The organism is Streptomyces sp. NPDC050085, from assembly GCF_044460595.1.
Taxonomy (GTDB): Bacteria; Actinomycetota; Actinomycetes; order Streptomycetales; family Streptomycetaceae; genus Streptomyces.
Genome location: NZ_JBITJZ010000001.1, coordinates 380,705 through 398,302, shown reverse-complemented (window position 1 = coordinate 398,302; position 17,598 = coordinate 380,705). Strand labels below are relative to the sequence as shown.

Here is a 17,598-nt window from a genome sequence, read left to right as displayed (position 1 = left end):
CGCGACAGGCCCCGCAGCGACGGTTCCCGCCATGTCCCGGACCCGGCCCCGGGCACGAACTCCCGTACGCATCAAGGGATTTGGGCTCGTCAACGCCCGGCGCAGAACCGGCCGGGCGGACGGCCGCGCACCCTGCGCCGCGCACCCCTCACCCGCCCCTCGCGACGGCCCCGCCGATGGCCGGTCAGCGACGCCTTGACGCCGTCCGGCGCCAGTGGTGTGCTCGGCAACCCGCCCTCCCCGGGAGGCACTCATGCGGGACACGACCGCGCACGGCCCGAGCTTCGCCGACGTACGCCCCTGCAAGGAACCCACGCTCGTGGAACCGGGGCACACCACGTTCCCCGTCTACCCCGACCTGCTCGAACGCCTCCTGGACGACAAGGGGCACCCCGACCCGGACGGCGTGCTCGCGCACGTCCTGGCGACGTGCTCGGCGTACGCGTACGCCGGGTTCGACCAGGGCGCCGACGCCGGCACCGTCGCGCTGATGGCGACCCGGCTCGGCCTGGAGGACAACCGGTGCCGGGTCTTCGAACAGCGCGTCGACGCCCTGTACATCGCCTCGGCGGCCTACCTCATTCAGGACCGGGACCGGCGCGTGGCCATCCTGTGCTACCGCGGCACCCAGCCCGAGGACATCATCAGCATCCTCACCGACGCCGACGTCCACCCGGACACCCTCCGCGTCGACCTCGACGGGGTGCGCCACCCCGTGCACGCCGGTTTCTACCGCAACATGCGCGCGACCCGGTATCTCGTCCTGCAGGCCCTGGACCGGGCCGTGCGCGGCGAATCCGTCGACCCGGAGGAGCAGGGCGTGCAGGGCCCCGGGCTCGAAGCGCTCTACATCACCGGGCACAGCCTGGGCGCGGCCATGGCCGCGCTGATGGCGGTCACCCTCGTCCACGAACCGCGCTACGCGCACATCGCCCGCTGCCTGCGCGCCGTCTACACCTTCGGCCAACCCATGCTCGGCGGCCCGGAGTTCGCCCGTGCCTGCGAACGGGCCACCGACAGCAACGGCACGCACCTGCTGCGCGACCGTTTCCTGCGCTACATCCACGACCGCGACGTCGTGCCCGCACTGCCGCCGCGCCCCGTCGGCCCGTACGCCCCGTTCGGCCGAGAGTTCCACTACCGCAGGCCCCGGCGCGGCCTGGACGCCGTGTTCGCGGCGGCGGCCGACGCGGCCGCCGAGGGCGTCTCGCTCCCCGGCGACCTGCTCAGCGGCACCAGCCCGCTGCACCGGCTGCGCCGCCTCGCCGCGGTCCCGCGCCGCGTCCGCGACAGCGGCTGGGTCGAACGGCACGACCCGGCCCTGCCCTACCCGCAGATGGACAGCCTCGCCGGGCTCGCGGTCGTCGCCCCGCTCGCCTTCTTCGCGACGCGGCTCGCGCTGACCCGGTCGATTCCCTTCAAGTACTCCTTCGAGGACCACGGCCCCGCCCACTACGTCAACGCGCTCGCTCCGGAAGGGGTGTTGAGCGAGTTCGGCGACGTCCGCTGAGTCGTGACAGAGGCTCTGAGCGGCGGCCAGAGGTCACGCCACGGCGCCGCCTCCTCGTAGGCGGCGCACACGTCGAGGAGCGGGCCGTCCGCCAGGTGCCGCCCGACGAGCTGGATGCCGACCGGAAGGCCGTCGCGGGTGAACCCCGCGGGCAGCGAGGCGGCGGGCAGCCCCGTCAGATTGGCGAGCGGCGTGAACGACGTCCAGTGCTCGTCCGGCACCGCCCGCCCGTCGATCACCTCGGGGCCGCGCGTGCCGACCGGGAAGGCGGCCACCGCCGCGGTCGGCGTGAGGATCAGGTCGTACGTCGCCATGAGCCGGGCCGTGCGGTTCGCGACGGCCTTGCGGACCAGATGGGCCCGGGTGAACTGCTCCGCGGTCCAGGGCGTGCGCAGCAGCGCCGTCAGGTGCGGAGACATCGCGGGGCCGAGCCGGTCGGCCATCTCCCGCATGCCGACGAGATCCGTGTCGGCGGCGATGATCGCCCCGAACGCCTCGCTGTAGTCCGGCAGTTGGAGATCGACCAGGTCGACGTCCGCGCCCAGGTCCCGCTCGAGGACGCGGGCCGCCGCGTCCACGACCCGGCGCACCTCGGGGTCGACGGCGACCCGGCCGAGGTCCGGGCTGTACGCGATGCGCAGCCGGCCCGTCGGACGGCGGGCGGTCCAGGCGACGTCGGCGCACGGGATCGAGTGCCGGTCGCGCGGATCGGGCCCGGCGAGCACCGACAGCAGCAGGGCCGCGTCCGCGACGGTCCGGGTCAGCGGCCCGATGTGCTCGACGGACTCCCAGCCGGAGACGCCGGGGAAGCGCTCGTCGCGGCACCCCGGATACACGGGCACCCGCCCCATCGACGCCTTGAACCCGAAGATCCCGCACAGCGCCGCCGGGATCCGCACCGAGCCGCCGCCGTCGCTGCCGAGGGCCACGGGGCCGAGCCCGGCGGCGACGGCCGCCGCGGAGCCCGCGCTGGAGCCGCCCGGGGTGCGGGACGTGTCCCACGGGTTGCGGGTCTCGGGGAAGAGCGGATTGCCGCCGGTGGCCGCGTAGCCGAACTCGGACGCGGTGGTCTTGCCGAGGACGACGGCGCCCGCGGCCACCGACCGCTCGACGACGATGTCGTCCTCGTCCGGCACGAAGTCCGCGTAGGCGTGCGAACCCGACGTGGTGCGGATGCCCTTGGTGCAGATCAGGTCCTTCACCCCGAGCGGCACGCCCGCCAGTGGCCCCGGGTCCTCGCCCGAGCTGACGGCGTCGGCGACGCGCCGGGCGGCGGCCCGGGCCAGGTCCGGGGTGGGCGTGCAGAACGCGCGCAACTCCCCGTCCACAGCGGCCAGTCGGGCCAGGACGGCGTCCGTGACCTCGACGGGTGACAGGGCGCGCGCCCGGATCAGGGCGACGGTCTCGGTGGCGGACAGCCGGCAGATCTCGTCCGCCGCGGAGTCCGCTCCGGTGTCCGCTTCGATGGGGTTCACGTGCAGGGGCCTCTCAGACGGGGGTGGTGACGGACGCGGCCGGTTCGACCGCCGGATGCGCGGTGGTGCCGCGCCGGTCCCAGGCCGCGTACACCGCGGCGGCGACGACGATGCCGAACAGCGGGTCGACGGAGTCCGGCAGCAGTTGGTGGACGAGACCCGCGACGACCGCTCCGGCCGCCCAGGAGCCGAGCGCGCTCCAGCGGACGGCGCGCGGCTCGGCGGGGCCGCGCCTGCGGCGCAGGTACTGGTCGGTGATGAGCACGGCGCCGATCGGCGGCACGAACACGCCCAGCAGGTTCAGCCAGTCCACGAAGTGCCCCCACACCCCGCTCAGCGCGAACACGAGGCCGAGCACACCGAGGCCGAGGGCGAGCGGGCGCATCCGGGCCGGGGTGAGCGCGGACCAGCCGACGGCGCCGTTGTAGAGGCAGTGCGAGGCGACCGACCCCAGATTGACGAAGACGAACAGGACGGCGACGGCGGTGAGCAGCGGGCCGTGCCCGGTGAGCAGCGGCAGGAAGCCGCCCCCGTCGGCCGCCGGATCGGCCGAGCCGCCGATCGCCACGACGACGCCACCGAGCGCGTAGGCGAGGAAGTTGGCGAGCGGGAAGGCGAAGAACGTGGCGGTGACGGCGGAGCGCCCGGTGCGCGACCAGCGCGTGAAGTCGGCGGTCATGGTCCCCGAGTCGGAGAACCCGGCGATGACGATGGCCACGGCGCCGCCGAACCCCAGCGTGCTGCCCGCCCCCTGATAGGTCAGCGCGTCGCCGCCCGAGCCGTGCGAGGTGCCGTAGCCGATGGCGACCGCGGCGAGGACCACGAACAGCGGGGTCGCCACCATGCCGACGACGGCGAGCGCCCGGATCCCGGCGACGGTCAGCAGGGTGTACAGGGCGCAGCCGAGCAGCGCGCCCCACAGCGGGTTCCAGCCGAGCGTGTCCTGGAGCGTGGAACCGGTCAGCCCGATCTGGAAGCTGAACCAGCCGATGACGACGGTCGACAGCAGGCCCGCCGCGGCGATCCGGCCGCGCCGCCCGAACGTGTCGGCGGCCTGCAGCGCGAAGTTCTTGCCGGTGCGGCCCGCGTAGTGGCTGAGCGCACCGACGTAGCCGAACAGGACGAGGTTGCCGGCGAGGATCGCGAGCAGGCCCTTCACCAGACCCAGGTTGTAGACGATGACGCCGCCGAAGACGGCGTTGCCGAGATTCATCGGGAAGCCGAACCAGACGGCGGCCACCGACAGGAGACTCTTGCGGGCGGCGGGCGGAACAGGTGCGTGTTCGTACTCTTCTGCGCTGGCCATGTACCCCTCCGGAGGGTGAGGAGAGCCGGTTGGTATACCGCAAACGCGAGCGAAGGTAGGAGCTGTTCGTTACACGCGAGGGCGCCCCGCGTTTCCGGTGGGGCGCCCTCGATTGCCGCGGTGTAAAAGGTCAGCGCATGTCGGCGGGGCGTTCGGTGCCCTCGAAGGGGAAGCGGCGGCGGAACTCGTCGGCCGCGTCCTCCAGGGTCACGAACGAGACGCCCTCGTGCCCGGAGACGTACTCGATGAAGCGCTCCAGCATGAGCAGCACCTGCGGCCGTCCTGACACGTCGGGGTGCAGCGTCACCGGGATCACGGCGTACTCCAACTCCCGGTGCACCCAGTCGAACTGGTCCTTCCAGTCCTGCTCCAGGGCGCGCGGCGAGACGTAGCCGTGGCTGTTGTGGGAGTGCTTGTTGAACATCATCGGCGGCAGGTCGTCGACGTACCAGTTGCCGCAGAACTCCACGAGGTCGACCTCGTGGCCGTGCACGAGCGGCCGCATCCAGTCCTTCGCCTCGGCCGTGTAGTCGATCTTCGTCCAGGAGTCGCCGACGCGGGCGTAGAACGGGGTGAAGTCCCGGTAGTTCTGCGAATGGTCGTAGGAGAAGCCGTACGTGTGCAGCAGCCCGGCCGTCGCCTCGGACATCTCCCACCACGGGGCGACGTACCCCTTGGGCCTGCGGCCGGTGAACTCCTCGATCAGTTCGACCGACTTGGCGAGGACGTCCTCCTCCTGCTGGGGCGACATCGCGATGGGGTTCTCGTGCGAGTAGCCGTGCGCGCCGACCTCGTGGCCCGCCTCCACGACCATCCGGGTCTGCTCGGGGAACGTCTCGATGGAGTGGCCCGGGATGAACCAGCTCGTGCGGATCCCGTACCGCTCGAAGAGCTTCAGCAGGCGCGGGGTGCCGATCTCGCCCGCGAAGACGCCGCGCTGGATGTCGTTGGGGGAGTCCTCGCCGCCGTAGCTGCCGAGCCAGCCGGCGACCGCGTCGACGTCGACGCCGAGGGCTATCTGGATGTTCTTGCGCATGGGGAACTGCTCCTTCTAGCGGGGGAGTTGAGCGGTGAGGGCCTCGGTGGCCAGGGCGAGGGCCCGCCGGTCGGCGGCCGTCCAGTCGCGCTCGCGCGTGCTGTGCACGGAGAGCCAGCCGGTGAGCGCACCACCGGACTGCACGGGCGACAACATCTGGGCGCGCACGCCGTACACGTCGGTCAGGGCCTGCGGCGGATGCGGCGCGTCGCGGAAGTGCGGCTGCACCAGCGGGCGGCGCTCGGCCTCCAGCCACGCGACCGTGTTCAGCCGCCGCTGGTCGAGCGAGGCGTCACGGCGGATGGACCGCACGCCGGGGCGCAGCGCCTCGCCCGCGGTGAGGTCCACGTGCAGCGCGTGGTCCGGCAGGTCGACGCGGAACGTCGTACGGTCCGCGCCCGTCGCCCGCAGCAGTTCGCCGAGGACCGCCTGGACGCGGGCGCGCAGGCTGCCGTCGCGCAGCAACTGCCCGTGCCCGGGCCACGAGGGCCGCGCCCCTGCCAGGTCGAGCGCGCGCCACAGCGTGGCCGTCACCGAGTCGAACACCGGGACGTCCAGGGCGCGTTCGAGCCGGTCGGCCTCGAAGGCGCCGTGCACGTTCGTGCACACGACGGCCACGGCGTGCACCCCGTCGGCGGCCGCCGCCTCGATCTGCCGGGCCACGTCCGCGGCCGGGATCCGGGCGAACGACTCGTTGTCGTCCTCGCCGAAGGGCTCCGCGAGGACGCAGTCGACGCCCTCCTTCGCGTACGTCGTCACGATCGCGTCGGCCACGTCACGGGTGTAGGGCAGCGCGAGCCCGAGCCGGGTCACCCCGTACGCGGCGCACGCGTCGAGCAGCGCGAGGGTCGACGTGGTGGCCGGGATGCCGGTCTCCGCGGTGAGCGCGTCGGCCAGGGCGCGGTCCCGCTCGACGCCGAGCCAGGAGCCCGAAGTCCCGTTCCACACAAGGACGTCGACCTTGGCGTCGGCGAGCTGCCGGGCCGCCGCGAGCATCGGCTCCCGGCCGAACTGGGCGTCGCTGCCGGTGTCCAGGGCGATCCGGGTGACCGGTACCCGCGCGAAGTGCGCGGTGGCCAGGGCCGCCGAGCCCTGGAGCAGCCCGTACGTCACGGGCTCCAGGCAGGTGTTGGACGACGGCGTGAGCATCCCCACGCGCAGCGGACGGTGATCGTTCATCGGACGACGAGCCTCCTCGAGTAGTCGATGACCAGGGACGCGGCGGTGAACAGGGCGCCCGCGCCGACGAAATAGAGCAGCGCCCAGGTGTACGAGCCGGTGGCGCCGACGATGAAGCCGACCGCGACGGGCGTGACCATCCCGGCGACGTTGCCCGACAGGTTCATGGCGGCGCCGACCACACCGGCGTTGGCGCGCCCGCCGAGCGTGGAGGGCAGCGCCCAGTACAGGCCCGCCCAGCGCAGGAAGAACAGGACGACGGAGAGCAGGGCGACCGCCGTCATGGGGTCCGGCACCAGGACGACGCCGAGCAGGCCCGCCATCACGGCCGTGCCCGCGACGCCCATCAGGGTGCGCAGCACGGTGTTGGCGCCCGCGCCGCGTGAGCGCCAGTGGTCGGCGAGCCAGCCGCCGGTCAGCTCGCCGACGAACCCGGCGCCGAAGATGACGAGCGTGGACCAGCCGATCGACTTGATGTCGAAGCCCTTGGACTCGGAGAGGTACAGCGGACCCCAGGTGAGCAGGCCGTAGAAGACGCCGTTGAAGCCCATCCAGCCCAGGCACATGCCCCAGAACGAGCGGTACGTGAGGTAGCCGCGCAGCTTCGCCGGGCGGTCCTCGCCCGGGGCCGCGGCGTCCTCGGCGGCGTGCGCCCGCTCGATGGCGGCGGCCTCGGCCTCGTTCACGCCGGGGTGCTCGCGCGGGGTGTCGCGCAGGAACCGCAGGGCCAGGAAGCCGACGGCGACCGTGACCGCCCCGGCGACGACGAAGCTGATGCGCCAGCTGCCGGTCCATGCGATGAGGCCGGAGATCGCGATGCCGCCGAGCGCCGAGCCGAGCGGTGCGCCGCCGTCCATCAGTACCGCGCCGCGCCCGCGCTCCTTCGCGGGCAGCCAGTGCGCGTTGAGCTTGCCGCCGGCCGGCATCACCGGGGCCTCGACCGCGCCGAGCGCGAGCCGCGCCGCGAGGAGGGACCCGACGCCGCCGGCCGCCGCGGTCAGGGCGGTCGCGGCGCCCCAGCCGACGCAGGCACCGCCCGCCATCCGGCGCGGACCGAACCGGTCGATGAGCCGGCCGCTGGGCAGTTGCATCAGCGCGTACGTCCAGAAGAACGCGCTGAGGACGAACCCCGTGACCTCCTTGGACAGGTGCAGGTCCGCGGTGATGAGGGGCAGGGCCACGGACACGGAGCCGCGGTCGATGTAGTTGAGCGTGACGATCCCGAGGAGGAGCAGGAAGACCTTCCAACGGGTGCGGGTGGGCGGGGACTTGGGGGCGCTCTCGTGTGCTGCGGCCGCCTCGGTGGCGGGGGCCGGATTGGCTGACGACATGTCAACACCCTCTGTTCGGCAGGGGGACGAGCTGCGGAAGGGCATGCTGCGCAAGGCCGTGGGCAGCGGCCGAGCGGACAGATGGAGAAGCTTGTGACGTGCATGTTCAGCGCTATGGCATACCAAAGGATGCTGACGGGAGTGCCCCGCGTCAAGGCGTTGGTATACCGTGAGCGTTCATTGACGGGGAGGAAACATGGCACAAGCGGGTTCCGGCGAGGCGGGCTGGCTGCGCGACCAGGTCTGCGAGGGGATCCGGGACCGGATCATCGCCGGTCAACTCCGGCCGGGGGACCGGCTGTTGGAGCGCGACGTGGCCGAGGAGTTCGGGGTGTCCCGCATCCCCGTGCGCGAGGCGATCCGGGCGCTGCTCAGCGAGGGCTTCCTGGAGGCCGTCTCCGCACGCAAGATCGTCGTCAAGCAGCTCGCGTTCCAGGACGTGCTCGACCTGTTCGACCTGCGCGAGGCCCTGGAGGTGCTGGCCGTGCGCCGCGCCACCGAACGCGCGGAGAAGCCCCGGATCGACGCGCTCGGACGGCTGTTGGCCAGCGCCGACAAGGCCACCCGCACCGGCAGGCCCGACCGCATCTCCCGCGCCAACACGGCCTTCCACCACCACATCGTCGAGATCGCGGGCAACACCCTCCTCGCCGCCACCCTGCAACCCCTCGAAGGCCGGATGCGCTGGCTCTTCCAGCAGGTCGACGACCCGCAGGCGGTGTGGGAGGAGCACCGCTCGCTGTACGAGGCGATCGCCGCCCGCGACGTGGAGCTGGCCGCCGACCGGGCGCTGCACCACGTGCGCCACTACCGGGAGGTGGCGGTCCGGGTCCTGTTCGACACGGAGCCGCCGCCGGCTCCCGCGGAGGCTTCGGGGTCCGGCCGCGAACCCTGACATATGTCATGGGTGGCTCATGGGCGAACTCACTGCCGGGCACCGTGCCGCCGAGCCGACCATGACGGCATGACTTCCACGAACGCGAACGCGAACCCGAACTCGAACCCGAACCCGAACGCGAACCCGTACGCGACGCAGTCCCCGCAGCCGACACTCCTCGCCCTGCGTACCGCGAAGCGCCTCATCGGCTGCTACCTGGCCCTCAGCGCCGCGACCCTCGTCGCCGTCGTCCTGCTCCGTCACCACGCGGGCGTCGTCGACGACGCGGTGTGGACCCGCACCGTCATCGTCGCCGGGAGCGCGGTCTTCACGTACCGGTTCGCCGCCGTGGCCGCCCGCGGCTCGCGCGGCGCCTACCGCCGGCTGCGCATCGTCACGGCCGCGATGACGGTGGCCGTCGCCGTCATCGTGGCGCTGCCCGGCCTCTTCCCCGTGTGGCTGCGCCTCGAACAGGCCGTCTGCGGCATGCTGCTGCTCGCCGTCGTGATCGACGTCAACGGCCGGGACGTACGCGCCCTGTTCCGCTCGGCGTGACCCCGGACCTGCCGGCGGGGGCCGGTGTTAGCGTGCCCGCCATGGAGATGCGGGGCACACCGGCGGCGAGCCGCGATCCGCAGCGCTGGTCCGAAGGCTGGCGGCGGATGGCGCTGGCCGCCGGGATGCTCGCCTACCCCGCCGTCACCATGGTCGGCGTCGCCCAGTACTCGTCCGGCGCCGCGCGCTGGGCGGGCTGGCTCGTCGTCGCCGCGTTCGGCGTCTGCTACGTCGTGGGGACGGTGGCCGTGGGACGCGGCCGGGTCCGACACCCGAGCCTCCCCTTCCTGATCCTGACCGCGCTCTTCCTCGCGGCGCTGCCGTTCGCCCACGAGTTCGCCTTCTTCCTGTGCACCGTGATCGTCTCGTTCGCCGCACTGCGCCGACGCCGCTACGCCGCCGTGCTCATCGGAGGCGGCGCGCTGGCCGCCGTCGTCGTGCCGTGGGCCGTCCGGCCCTGGCACACCGGGCCCGCCTGGATGGAGGCCGTCGCGCTCGTGTTCACCGCCCTGACCGTGTACGCGTTCGGGGAGATCGCCCAGCAGAACGAGGCTCTGGTCGAGGCGCGGGCCGAGGTCGCCCGGCTCGCCCGGCAGACGGAGCGCGACCGCATCGCCCGCGACCTGCACGACCTGCTCGGCCACTCGCTGACCGTCATCACCGTGAAGAGCGGCCTCGCCCGCAAACTGGCCGCCGCGGGATCCGCGCGCGCCGTCGACGAGATCACCGAGGTCGAGCAGCTGTCCCGGCAGGTCCTCACGCAGGTGCGCGCCGCGGTCACCGGCTACCGCGAGGTGACGCTGGCCGGTGAACTCGCCCGCGGGCGCGAGCTGTTGCGGGCCGCGGGGATCACGGCCCGGCTGCCGACGGCGACGGACGCGGTCGCCCCGGCCCATCAGGAGCTGTTCGGCTGGGCCGTACGCGAGGGCCTGACCAACGTCGTGCGCCACGCGCGGGCCGCCCACTGCACGATCGAACTGACGGCTGCCTCGGTCGAGATCAGCGACGACGGCCGCGGTGGGACCGCTGCTGCAGGGAACGGGTTGACCGGCCTGCGGGAGCGGGCGGCGGCGGCCGGGGGCACGGTGGAGGCGGGACCGGTGCGACCGCGGGGCTGGCGCCTGCGGGTGTCCGTCGCGGCTCGGGCGAGGGGCGGCGTGCGGTGACGGGGACCTGCTTCCCGCCGGGCCCGGGGCGGCACACGGTGATGGTGTTCTGGGCGCCCTCGATGTGCGGGCGGCGACAGGATCACGCGGGGCGCGGGCCTGCCGTGCGCCGACCCGACGAGCAAGGTGGCACACGATGACGACCGGGCCGAACCCGCCGATCCGGCTGCTGCTCGCCGACGACCAGGATCTGATCCGCGGTGCCCTGTCCGCGCTGCTCGACCTGGAGGACGACTTCGAGGTCGTGGCCGCCGTCGACAGCGGCGACAAGGTGCTGGCCGCGGCCCGCGCCCACCGGCCCGACGTCGCGCTCCTGGACATCGAGATGCCGGGCGCCGACGGGATCGCCGCGGCGGCCGCACTGACGGCCGCGCTGCCCGAGTGCCGGGTCGTCATCCTCACCACGTTCGGCCGGGCCGGCTATCTGCGCCGGGCGATGGCCGCGGGGGCCGTCGGGTTCGTGGTCAAGGACGCGCCCCCGGAGGCGCTGGCCGACGCCGTCCGCCGGGTCGTGCGCGGCGAGCGCGTCGTCGACCCCGAGCTGGCCGCGGCGACCCTGGCCGCCGGCGACTCACCGCTGACCGCACGCGAACGGGACGTCCTCGACGCGGCCCGCGCGGGCGGCTCGGTCGCGGACATCGCCGGGGCCCTGTTCCTCTCCGAGGGGACGGTCCGCAACTACCTGTCCTCGGTGATCTCCAAGACAGGCGCGCGCAATCGCATGGAGGCACTGCGGGTCGCGGACGAGCGGGGCTGGTTGTAAGAAGCGCCCCGGCTGTGTCAGTGCGCCATCTGCCGTCGCACCAGCTCGTGCAGCCGCCCCTGCGTGTCCGCCAACAGCTCGGTGGGCGTGCCCTGTTGGACGACGCGGCCGCCCGACATCACGATCACCCGGTCCGCGTCGAGCACGGTCGACAGGCGGTGCGCGATGACGACCCGCGTCGCCCGCAGCGCCCGCGTGCTGTCGATGACGATGCGCTGCGTCTCGTTGTCCAGGGCGCTCGTCGCCTCGTCGAAGAACAGCAGGCGCGGCCGCCGGATCAGCGCCTGCGCGATCATCAGGCGCTGGCGCTGGCCGCCGGAAATCGCGCCGCCGCCCGCGATCATCGTGTGCAGCCCCATCGGCATCCGCTTGATGTCCTCGGCGAGCCCCGCCATCTCGGCCGCCGCCATCGCCTCCTCCTGCGAGAACGCCTCGGCGCCGCAGATGCAGTCGAGGATCGACCCGGTCAGCGGCTGGGCGTTCTGCAGGACGACCCCGCACTGGCGGCGCACCGCCGCCTGGTCGAGCGCCGAGAGGTCCTGGCCGTCGTACAGGACGTGGCCGGACGTCGGGCCGTCGAAACCGATGAGCAGCCGCAGCAGCGTCGACTTGCCGCAGCCGCTCTCGCCGACCACCGCCACGAACTCGCCGGGCCTGATCGACAGCGACACGTCGTCGAGGACCAGCGGGCCGTCGTCGGTGTAGCGGAAGGACAGGCCGCGGGCCTCCAACGCGCCGGAGAGCTCCCCGGGTTGGGTCGCCGCCTCCCGCACCTCGGGCTCCGCGTCGAGCACCGGCTTGATCTGCTCGTACATGGGCAGCACCGCCGCCGCCGAGATCAGCGCGCCCGTCAGCTGCGTCACGGACGTCAGGAGCATCGTCACCGCCGTGTTGAAGGTGAGGAACGCCGCCGCCGACAGGCTCCCGCGCGCGGGACCTGCCAGCAGCATGAACATCACCAGGGAACACAGCGGCAGATAGACCGAGTTGAGGACCGTCGTCACGTTCTTGATGCGGCCCGCCCGGCGCTGCAGCTCCCGGCTGCGCGCGAACTCCTTCGCCCACGCGGCGTACGCGAAGCTCTCCGCCCCCGCGACCCGCAGTTTCGGCAGCCCGCGCAGCGTCTGGAACGCCTTGTTGTTGAGCTTGTTGCCGAGCTCCACGAGGCGTCGCTGCCAGCGCAGTTCCCACAGCCCGAGCGTGAGGAAGACCGCCGCCACGAGCACCAGCATGCCGAGCGCCGCGAGCGCGAGCGGCACGCTGTACACGAGGAGCAGGACGAGGTTCATCGCGCCGATCGTCAGCGACTGCACGACGACCGGGCCCACCCCGGACAGCAGTCTGCGGATCGCGCTGATCCCCATCGCCGCGCTCGCGAGCTCACCGGTCGAGCGCACCGCGAAGAACCGCGTCGGCAGTCTCAACAGCCGGTCCCAGACGGCTGGTTGGAGCACACTCTCCACGCGGCCCTCGACCCGCAGCACGGTCATGTTCTGCAACAGCATGAAAGCCGCGGACACGACACTCGTGACGACCACCGCGAGCGACACCTGCGTGATCAGACTCGTCTGCGCGTTCGGCACGTACGTGCCGAGGACCTGGCCCGTCGCGATCGGCACGAGGGCGCCGAGGCCCACCGTCACGAGCCCCGCAAGGAGCAGCCTGCGCACGTCACCGGCCGCCGTGCGCAGCCCGAACCGCATCAGCCGGCCAGGCGTCAACTCGCCCTCGGGCAGCGGCCGGTAGAGCATCACCGCCCGCTCCTCGTAGTCCTCCGCGGTGTCCTCGTCGACGCGGGTGCGCCGCTCGCCCGAGCCGTGCACCGCCTCGTAGCCGCCGCGCCGCCACAGCAGTGCGACCGGCGCCCCGGACGCGGCCCGGAAGCCCACCAGCGGGCCCGTGTCCTGCCGCCACCAGTCGCCGGCCAGACGCACCGGGCGGGTGCGGATGCGTGAGGCGACCGCGATCCGCTCGACCGGGTCGATCCGGTCGCTGACCGCACCGCCGCGGCCCGGCTCCACCAGCCGGATGCCGCAGGCGCCCGCCACCAGCCTGCACGCGGCGTACGTGGCGTCGGCCCCGGCCCGCGACCCGTCCCCGCGGCGCCGCTGCGGTCCGCTCGGGGCGATCGAGGCGAGCAGCGCCCGGTCGGCCTGCTCGCGGACCGCCTCCCCGGCCCGGATCCCGGCCGCCGCACGGTCCTCGTGGGCGCTCTCGACGCGCTCGATCCAGCGGTCGAGCGTCGAAAGGAGCCGGTACTGCTGGTGCACCATCCGCTGCCACAGCGCACCGTCCACCAGGAGATCGGCGGCCGCGTCGGCGGCGTAGGCGGACCCGTACTGGACACTGCCCGGGGCGAGTTGGGGCCACAGCACCCCCTCGTCACCGTCGTCGCCGTCGAACCCGTCGAACCCGTCGTTCGGGGACCGGCCGTCGAGCGGCGCCTCGAAGAGCACCCGCTGCCCCCGCCCGACGCCGAGCGCGAACGCCTCCTCCAGCAGGCTCCACGCCATGTCGTACGTGCCGTCGTGCGCGGGCGGCGTGTACGGCAGCTCCCGCAGCGGCACCCGGCGCACCGCACACCCCGTCAACGGCCGCCCCACGAGCGTGTGTTGCGTGCCCTCGACCGGGCCGAGCAGCAGCGTGCCCGGCTCGAGGCGGCCCAGGAAGTGCCAGTGCCCCTGCGCGTACACGTCCACGGCGAACAGGTCGAGCGCGCCGCCCACCACGAGCCACAGCACCTGCGGCCCCTCCAGCGGCAGGCTGCGCAGGCCCGCGCAGTCGACGGGCGAGCCGAGCCCGCCGAACGCCGCCACGACCTGGTCCGACGACGTGGACTCCGGTTGTGTGTACGTCATTTCAGTGCTCCCTGACCAGCTCGGCGTACGGCCCCCCGGCCGCCACCAGATGCTCGTGACGGCCCCGTTCGACGACCTGGCCGTGGTCGAGCACCACGATCTCGTCGCTGTCGCGGACCGTGCTCAGCCGGTGCGCGATCACCACGCACGCGCAGCCGCGCCGCCGGATGTTGTCCATGACCACCTGCTCGGTCTCGGCGTCGAGCGCGCTCGTCACCTCGTCGAGCACGAGGATGCTCGGCCGGCGCACCAACGCCCGTGCGATCTCCAGGCGTTGACGCTGGCCGCCGGAGAAGTTGCGGCCGTCCTGCTCGACGCGACCGTGCAGCCCGCCGGGGCGGCGCGCCACCACGTCGTACAGGCACGCGTCGCGCAGCGCGTCCGCGACCGCCTCGTCCGGGATCGACGGGTCCCACAGCGCCACGTTGTCGCGGACCGTGCCCTCGAAGAGGAACACGTCCTGGTCGACGAAGGACACGGACGCGGCGAGCGCCCCGCGCGGGATGTCGTCCAGGCGCGTCCCGTCGATCCGGATGACGCCCTCCCACGGCGCGTACAGGCCCGAAATCAGCCTGGACACCGTCGACTTGCCGCTGCCGGAGCCGCCCACGAGGGCGACCTGCTGCCCGGGTCCGACCGTCAGCGAGAAGCCCGTCAGGAGCGGCTTGTCCAGCGGGCTGTAGCCGAAGGTGATCTCCTGCAGTTCGACGTGGCCCTTCATCCGGCGCGTGCTGTGCACCGTCTCCGGGCGTGCGTAGAGCGTGTCGACGGGGAAGTTCTCCACGTCCTTGAGCCGCGCGACGTCGGCGGCGAAGTCCTGCACGCGACCCGCGACCCCGTTGAGGCGGGTGATCGGCGCGGTGAAGCGGGTGACGAGGGCCTGGAACGCGACCAGCAGTCCCACCGACAGATGCCCCTCGACGGCCCGCAGTCCGCCGATCCACAGGATCAGCGCGCTGTTGAGGGTGGCGAGCGTCGGCGCGACGATGCCGAGCCAGGCGCTCGGCACGCCGAGCCGCTGCTGCTCCTCGAGCGTCGTCGCGTGCTGCCCCGCCCACCGCCGGAAGTACCCGTCCTCCCCGCCGGTCGCCTTCATCGTCTCGATCAACTGCAGCCCGGTGTACGAGGTGTTGGTCAGCCGCGCCGTGTCCGCCCGCAGCTTCTGCGTGCGCGTGGCCCGCAGCCGTACGACGATCCGCATCGCCACCACGTTCAGCAGCGCGATGCCGACGCCGACCAGCGTCAGCTGCGGGTCGTACGTCCACAGCAGCGCCGCGTACAGCAGCACCACGATGCCGTCGACCCCGGCCGCCGTCAGATCGCGGGCCAGCGTCTCGGCGACCGCGTCGTTCGACTGGAGCCGCTGCACCAGATCGGCCGGGCTGCGCTGCGCGAAGAACGTGACGGGCAGGCGCAGCAGATGCCCGAAGAAGCGGGCGCTGCTCAGCGTCGAGGAGATGATGCGGCCGCGCAGCAGATTCGCCTGCTGCAGCCAGGTGAGCACACCGGTCAGCGCCACCATCGCGCCCATCGACGCGAACAGCGCACCCAGCAAGGACGTCTGATCACCTATCAGGAACAGATCGATGTACGTCCGGCTGAGCGCGGGCACCGCCGCGCCCACCCCCACGAGCAGCAGGCTCGCGAGCAGCGCGGCCACCATCGTGCCGGTGGTGCCGCGCAGCCGCCCGGGCAGCGCCTTCAGAACTCCGGGTCGGCGCCCGCCCGTTCGGAAGTCGTCGCCCGGCTCGAGGACCAGCACGACACCCGTGAAGCTGGTGTCGAAGTCCTCCATGGCCACGAACCGGCGGCCCTTGTCCGGGTCGTTGATGTGCACGCCGCGCCGCCCGAACCGGCGGCCCGTGCCGTCGTAGACGACGTAGTGGTTGAACTCCCAGAACAGGATCGCGGGCCCCTGGACCTCGGCGAGCGCGTCCGCCTCCATCTGCATGCCCTTGGCGGTCATGCCGTAACTGCGCGCCGCCTTCAGGAGGTTGCTGGCGCGCGAGCCGTCCCGGGAGACGCCGCACGCGATGCGCAACTCCTCCAGCGGGACGTGCCGTCCGTGGTGCGCGAGGACCATCGCCAACGCCGCGGCGCCGCACTCGACGGCCTCCATCTGCAGCACGGTCGGCGTACGGACCGTCCTGCGGCGCTTCGGCGGCGGAGCGGGCCGGGCGCGACGGCGGTCGGGGCGGCGGCCCGCGGGCGGCAGCGAGGCGTGCGTGGGCGCGCTCACGGCAGCAGCCAGTCGATCGGGCGCTGCGCGGCGAGGTGCACGGCGCCGGACGCGAGCGTCATGGAGGTCAGGGAGTACGGCGGCCCGTCGCCGCTCGACCAGGCGTAACCCGACGTCCCCCGGGGCGACTTGACGAGCTTCACGATGACCGGCACCCGCGTGCCGTCGTCGGCGAACCGGGCGGCCAGCTCCCCGTCCCCGAGGAGGTCGGCGACCTGCCGCCGGGTCTGCGGGGCCCGCCCCACCGCCTTCACCGTGCCGCGCAGCACCCCGTACTGCTGGGCCGCGGGCACCGTGAGATCCACCGAGGCCCCCGCCGGGACGTTCCCCGCGCCGGTCGCGGGCACGTACAGCACGGCGAGCAGCGGATCGTGCGCGGAGGCGGTCCGCTCCACCGTCGCGACGTCCGCGCCCGTGGTGACCACCGATCCGATCCGCGCCACGAGCGCCGAGACCCGCCCGGCGTCGATGGCCCGCACGACCGAGTCCCCTTGCTGCGTACGGACCTTGAGCAGCGGTGCGTCGGCGCGCACCCGCTGTCCCTCCTTCACGTACAGGCCGGTGACCTGACCGGTGACCGGAGTCTGCAGGACGTAACTGCCCTGTCCGTAGGTGAGGATGCCGCCGGCCTTCAGCGTCGAGGACACCGAACCGGTCACGGCCCACACGCTCGCGGCGGCCATCACCACGACGGTCACCGCGAGGACGAGCAGCCCCTGCGGCCGCGCGAGCCGCACCGGGAGATCGAGCTCCTCCGGCGACTGCAGTTTGCTCAGGGCCTGTTGGCGGAACTGCACGGGGAGTTTCCCTTACGTTGCTCAGGAGCGGGCACCGGCCCGCACACACCACGCCCGAAGGCCCCGGGACCGGATGTCCCGAGGCCTTGGGTCCGCCCGCCGGTCAGGTCGGGGCGGAGCGATCCGTCGGATCGAATCGGCTCAGAGGCCGGCGACCAGGCCGGTGGCGAGACCGGTGACGGCGCCCGTGTTGAGGCCCGTCAGGCCCTCGACCGTGTTGGTCAGGCCCGAGACGACGCCCGAGACCGGGGCGATGCCGTCGACGGTGCCGGTCACCTGGCCGACGAGGCCGCCGACGAGACCGCCGGAGACGTTGTCCAGCTCGGCGTCGGAAATCTCGAGGGTCTCGACCTTGGGGGTGTTGCTCATGGTGAGCCGCCCTTCTCAGTGGGGGTATCTCTGGGTATTTCGAAAAACGCGGAAGGCGCCGGAATGCGGCCGGGGCCGAATCGTCGACGTCCCGCGGTGGGCTGGATCAAAGCACGTTGACGCGTCGCACAGCCAAT

Annotated in this window: 14 protein-coding genes; 5 read left to right on the top strand and 9 right to left on the bottom strand. The window is 73.0% G+C overall.

The window, feature by feature from the left end:
• The first annotated feature begins 253 nt into the window (after positions 1–253).
• Positions 254–1,510 (top strand): hypothetical protein, encoded by a 1,257-nt coding sequence (locus tag ACIBUY_RS01635; protein WP_365574001.1) that lies wholly within the window; start codon positions 254–256, stop codon positions 1,508–1,510.
• Here ACIBUY_RS01635 and ACIBUY_RS01630 read toward each other — a convergent pair.
• From ACIBUY_RS01630 to ACIBUY_RS01610, 5 genes are all read right to left on the bottom strand, one after another.
• Entirely contained in the window at positions 1,453–2,985 is a 1,533-nt protein-coding gene (locus tag ACIBUY_RS01630; RefSeq protein ID WP_399151380.1) for an amidase, read from the bottom strand. The two genes, ACIBUY_RS01635 and ACIBUY_RS01630, sit on opposite strands and share 58 nt — an antisense overlap.
• Before the next feature lie 13 nt (positions 2,986–2,998).
• Positions 2,999–4,291, bottom strand: coding sequence for a purine-cytosine permease family protein (locus tag ACIBUY_RS01625; protein WP_399151379.1), 1,293 nt, complete (start codon positions 4,289–4,291; stop codon positions 2,999–3,001).
• 130 nt (positions 4,292–4,421) lie between these two features.
• Positions 4,422–5,327: a polysaccharide deacetylase gene (locus tag ACIBUY_RS01620; protein WP_399151378.1), complete on the bottom strand. Its 906-nt coding sequence runs from the start codon at positions 5,325–5,327 to the stop codon at positions 4,422–4,424.
• A gap of 15 nt (positions 5,328–5,342) precedes the next feature.
• A complete protein-coding gene (locus ACIBUY_RS01615) occupies positions 5,343–6,506 on the bottom strand; it encodes a GAF domain-containing protein (RefSeq protein ID WP_399151377.1) in 1,164 nt (387 codons plus the stop codon).
• Positions 6,503–7,837, bottom strand: coding sequence for an MFS transporter (locus tag ACIBUY_RS01610; RefSeq protein ID WP_365573986.1), 1,335 nt, complete (start codon positions 7,835–7,837; stop codon positions 6,503–6,505). The genes ACIBUY_RS01615 and ACIBUY_RS01610 overlap by 4 nt, the downstream gene beginning before the upstream one ends.
• 196 nt (positions 7,838–8,033) lie before the next feature.
• Between ACIBUY_RS01610 and ACIBUY_RS01605 the strand changes: the two genes are divergently transcribed.
• The 4 genes from ACIBUY_RS01605 to ACIBUY_RS01590 all read left to right on the top strand — a co-directional run bounded on the left by ACIBUY_RS01605 (position 8,034) and on the right by ACIBUY_RS01590 (position 11,198).
• A complete protein-coding gene (locus ACIBUY_RS01605) occupies positions 8,034–8,732 on the top strand; it encodes a GntR family transcriptional regulator (protein ID WP_365573983.1) in 699 nt (232 codons plus the stop codon).
• 69 nt (positions 8,733–8,801) lie between these two features.
• Entirely contained in the window at positions 8,802–9,269 is a 468-nt protein-coding gene (locus ACIBUY_RS01600) for a hypothetical protein (protein WP_365573980.1), read from the top strand.
• 41 nt (positions 9,270–9,310) lie between these two features.
• Positions 9,311–10,435 carry a sensor histidine kinase gene (locus tag ACIBUY_RS01595; protein WP_365573977.1) on the top strand — a complete coding sequence of 375 codons (1,125 nt, stop codon included), beginning with the start codon at positions 9,311–9,313 and terminating at the stop codon, positions 10,433–10,435.
• A gap of 136 nt (positions 10,436–10,571) precedes the next feature.
• Positions 10,572–11,198, top strand: coding sequence for a response regulator (locus ACIBUY_RS01590; RefSeq protein WP_399151376.1), 627 nt, complete (start codon positions 10,572–10,574; stop codon positions 11,196–11,198).
• Between the two features lie 17 nt (positions 11,199–11,215).
• Here ACIBUY_RS01590 and ACIBUY_RS01585 read toward each other — a convergent pair whose 3' ends face one another.
• From ACIBUY_RS01585 to ACIBUY_RS01570, 4 genes are all read right to left on the bottom strand, one after another.
• Complete coding sequence (locus tag ACIBUY_RS01585; protein WP_399151375.1) at positions 11,216–14,056, bottom strand: NHLP bacteriocin export ABC transporter permease/ATPase subunit; 2,841 nt, start codon at positions 14,054–14,056, stop codon at positions 11,216–11,218.
• A gap of 1 nt (position 14,057) precedes the next feature.
• Positions 14,058–16,295 carry an NHLP family bacteriocin export ABC transporter peptidase/permease/ATPase subunit gene (locus tag ACIBUY_RS01580; RefSeq protein WP_399151374.1) on the bottom strand — a complete coding sequence of 746 codons (2,238 nt, stop codon included), beginning with the start codon at positions 16,293–16,295 and terminating at the stop codon, positions 14,058–14,060.
• On the bottom strand, positions 16,292–17,092 hold the full coding sequence (locus tag ACIBUY_RS01575) for an HlyD family efflux transporter periplasmic adaptor subunit (RefSeq protein ID WP_365573965.1): 801 nt from the start codon (positions 17,090–17,092) through the stop codon (positions 16,292–16,294). The genes ACIBUY_RS01580 and ACIBUY_RS01575 overlap by 4 nt, the downstream gene beginning before the upstream one ends.
• Before the next feature lie 141 nt (positions 17,093–17,233).
• A complete protein-coding gene (locus ACIBUY_RS01570; protein WP_399151373.1) occupies positions 17,234–17,461 on the bottom strand; it encodes a type A2 lantipeptide in 228 nt (75 codons plus the stop codon).
• Between the last annotated feature and the right edge of the window lie 137 nt (positions 17,462–17,598).

Excerpts from the sequence above, each read along its gene's own strand:
- ACIBUY_RS01625 (WP_399151379.1), bottom strand. The coding sequence starts at position 4,291 with ATGGCCAGCGCAGAAGAGTACGAACACGCACCTGTTCCGCCCGCCGCC.
- ACIBUY_RS01595 (WP_365573977.1), top strand. The coding sequence starts at position 9,311 with ATGGAGATGCGGGGCACACCGGCGGCGAGCCGCGATCCGCAGCGCTGG.
- ACIBUY_RS01610 (WP_365573986.1), bottom strand. The coding sequence starts at position 7,837 with ATGTCGTCAGCCAATCCGGCCCCCGCCACCGAGGCGGCCGCAGCACAC.
- ACIBUY_RS01620 (WP_399151378.1), bottom strand. The coding sequence starts at position 5,327 with ATGCGCAAGAACATCCAGATAGCCCTCGGCGTCGACGTCGACGCGGTC.
- ACIBUY_RS01585 (WP_399151375.1), bottom strand. The coding sequence starts at position 14,056 with ATGACGTACACACAACCGGAGTCCACGTCGTCGGACCAGGTCGTGGCG.
- ACIBUY_RS01615 (WP_399151377.1), bottom strand. The coding sequence starts at position 6,506 with ATGAACGATCACCGTCCGCTGCGCGTGGGGATGCTCACGCCGTCGTCC.
- ACIBUY_RS01570 (WP_399151373.1), bottom strand. The coding sequence starts at position 17,461 with ATGAGCAACACCCCCAAGGTCGAGACCCTCGAGATTTCCGACGCCGAG.
- ACIBUY_RS01605 (WP_365573983.1), top strand. The coding sequence starts at position 8,034 with ATGGCACAAGCGGGTTCCGGCGAGGCGGGCTGGCTGCGCGACCAGGTC.
- ACIBUY_RS01635 (WP_365574001.1), top strand. The coding sequence starts at position 254 with ATGCGGGACACGACCGCGCACGGCCCGAGCTTCGCCGACGTACGCCCC.
- ACIBUY_RS01600 (WP_365573980.1), top strand. The coding sequence starts at position 8,802 with ATGACTTCCACGAACGCGAACGCGAACCCGAACTCGAACCCGAACCCG.
- ACIBUY_RS01590 (WP_399151376.1), top strand. The coding sequence starts at position 10,572 with ATGACGACCGGGCCGAACCCGCCGATCCGGCTGCTGCTCGCCGACGAC.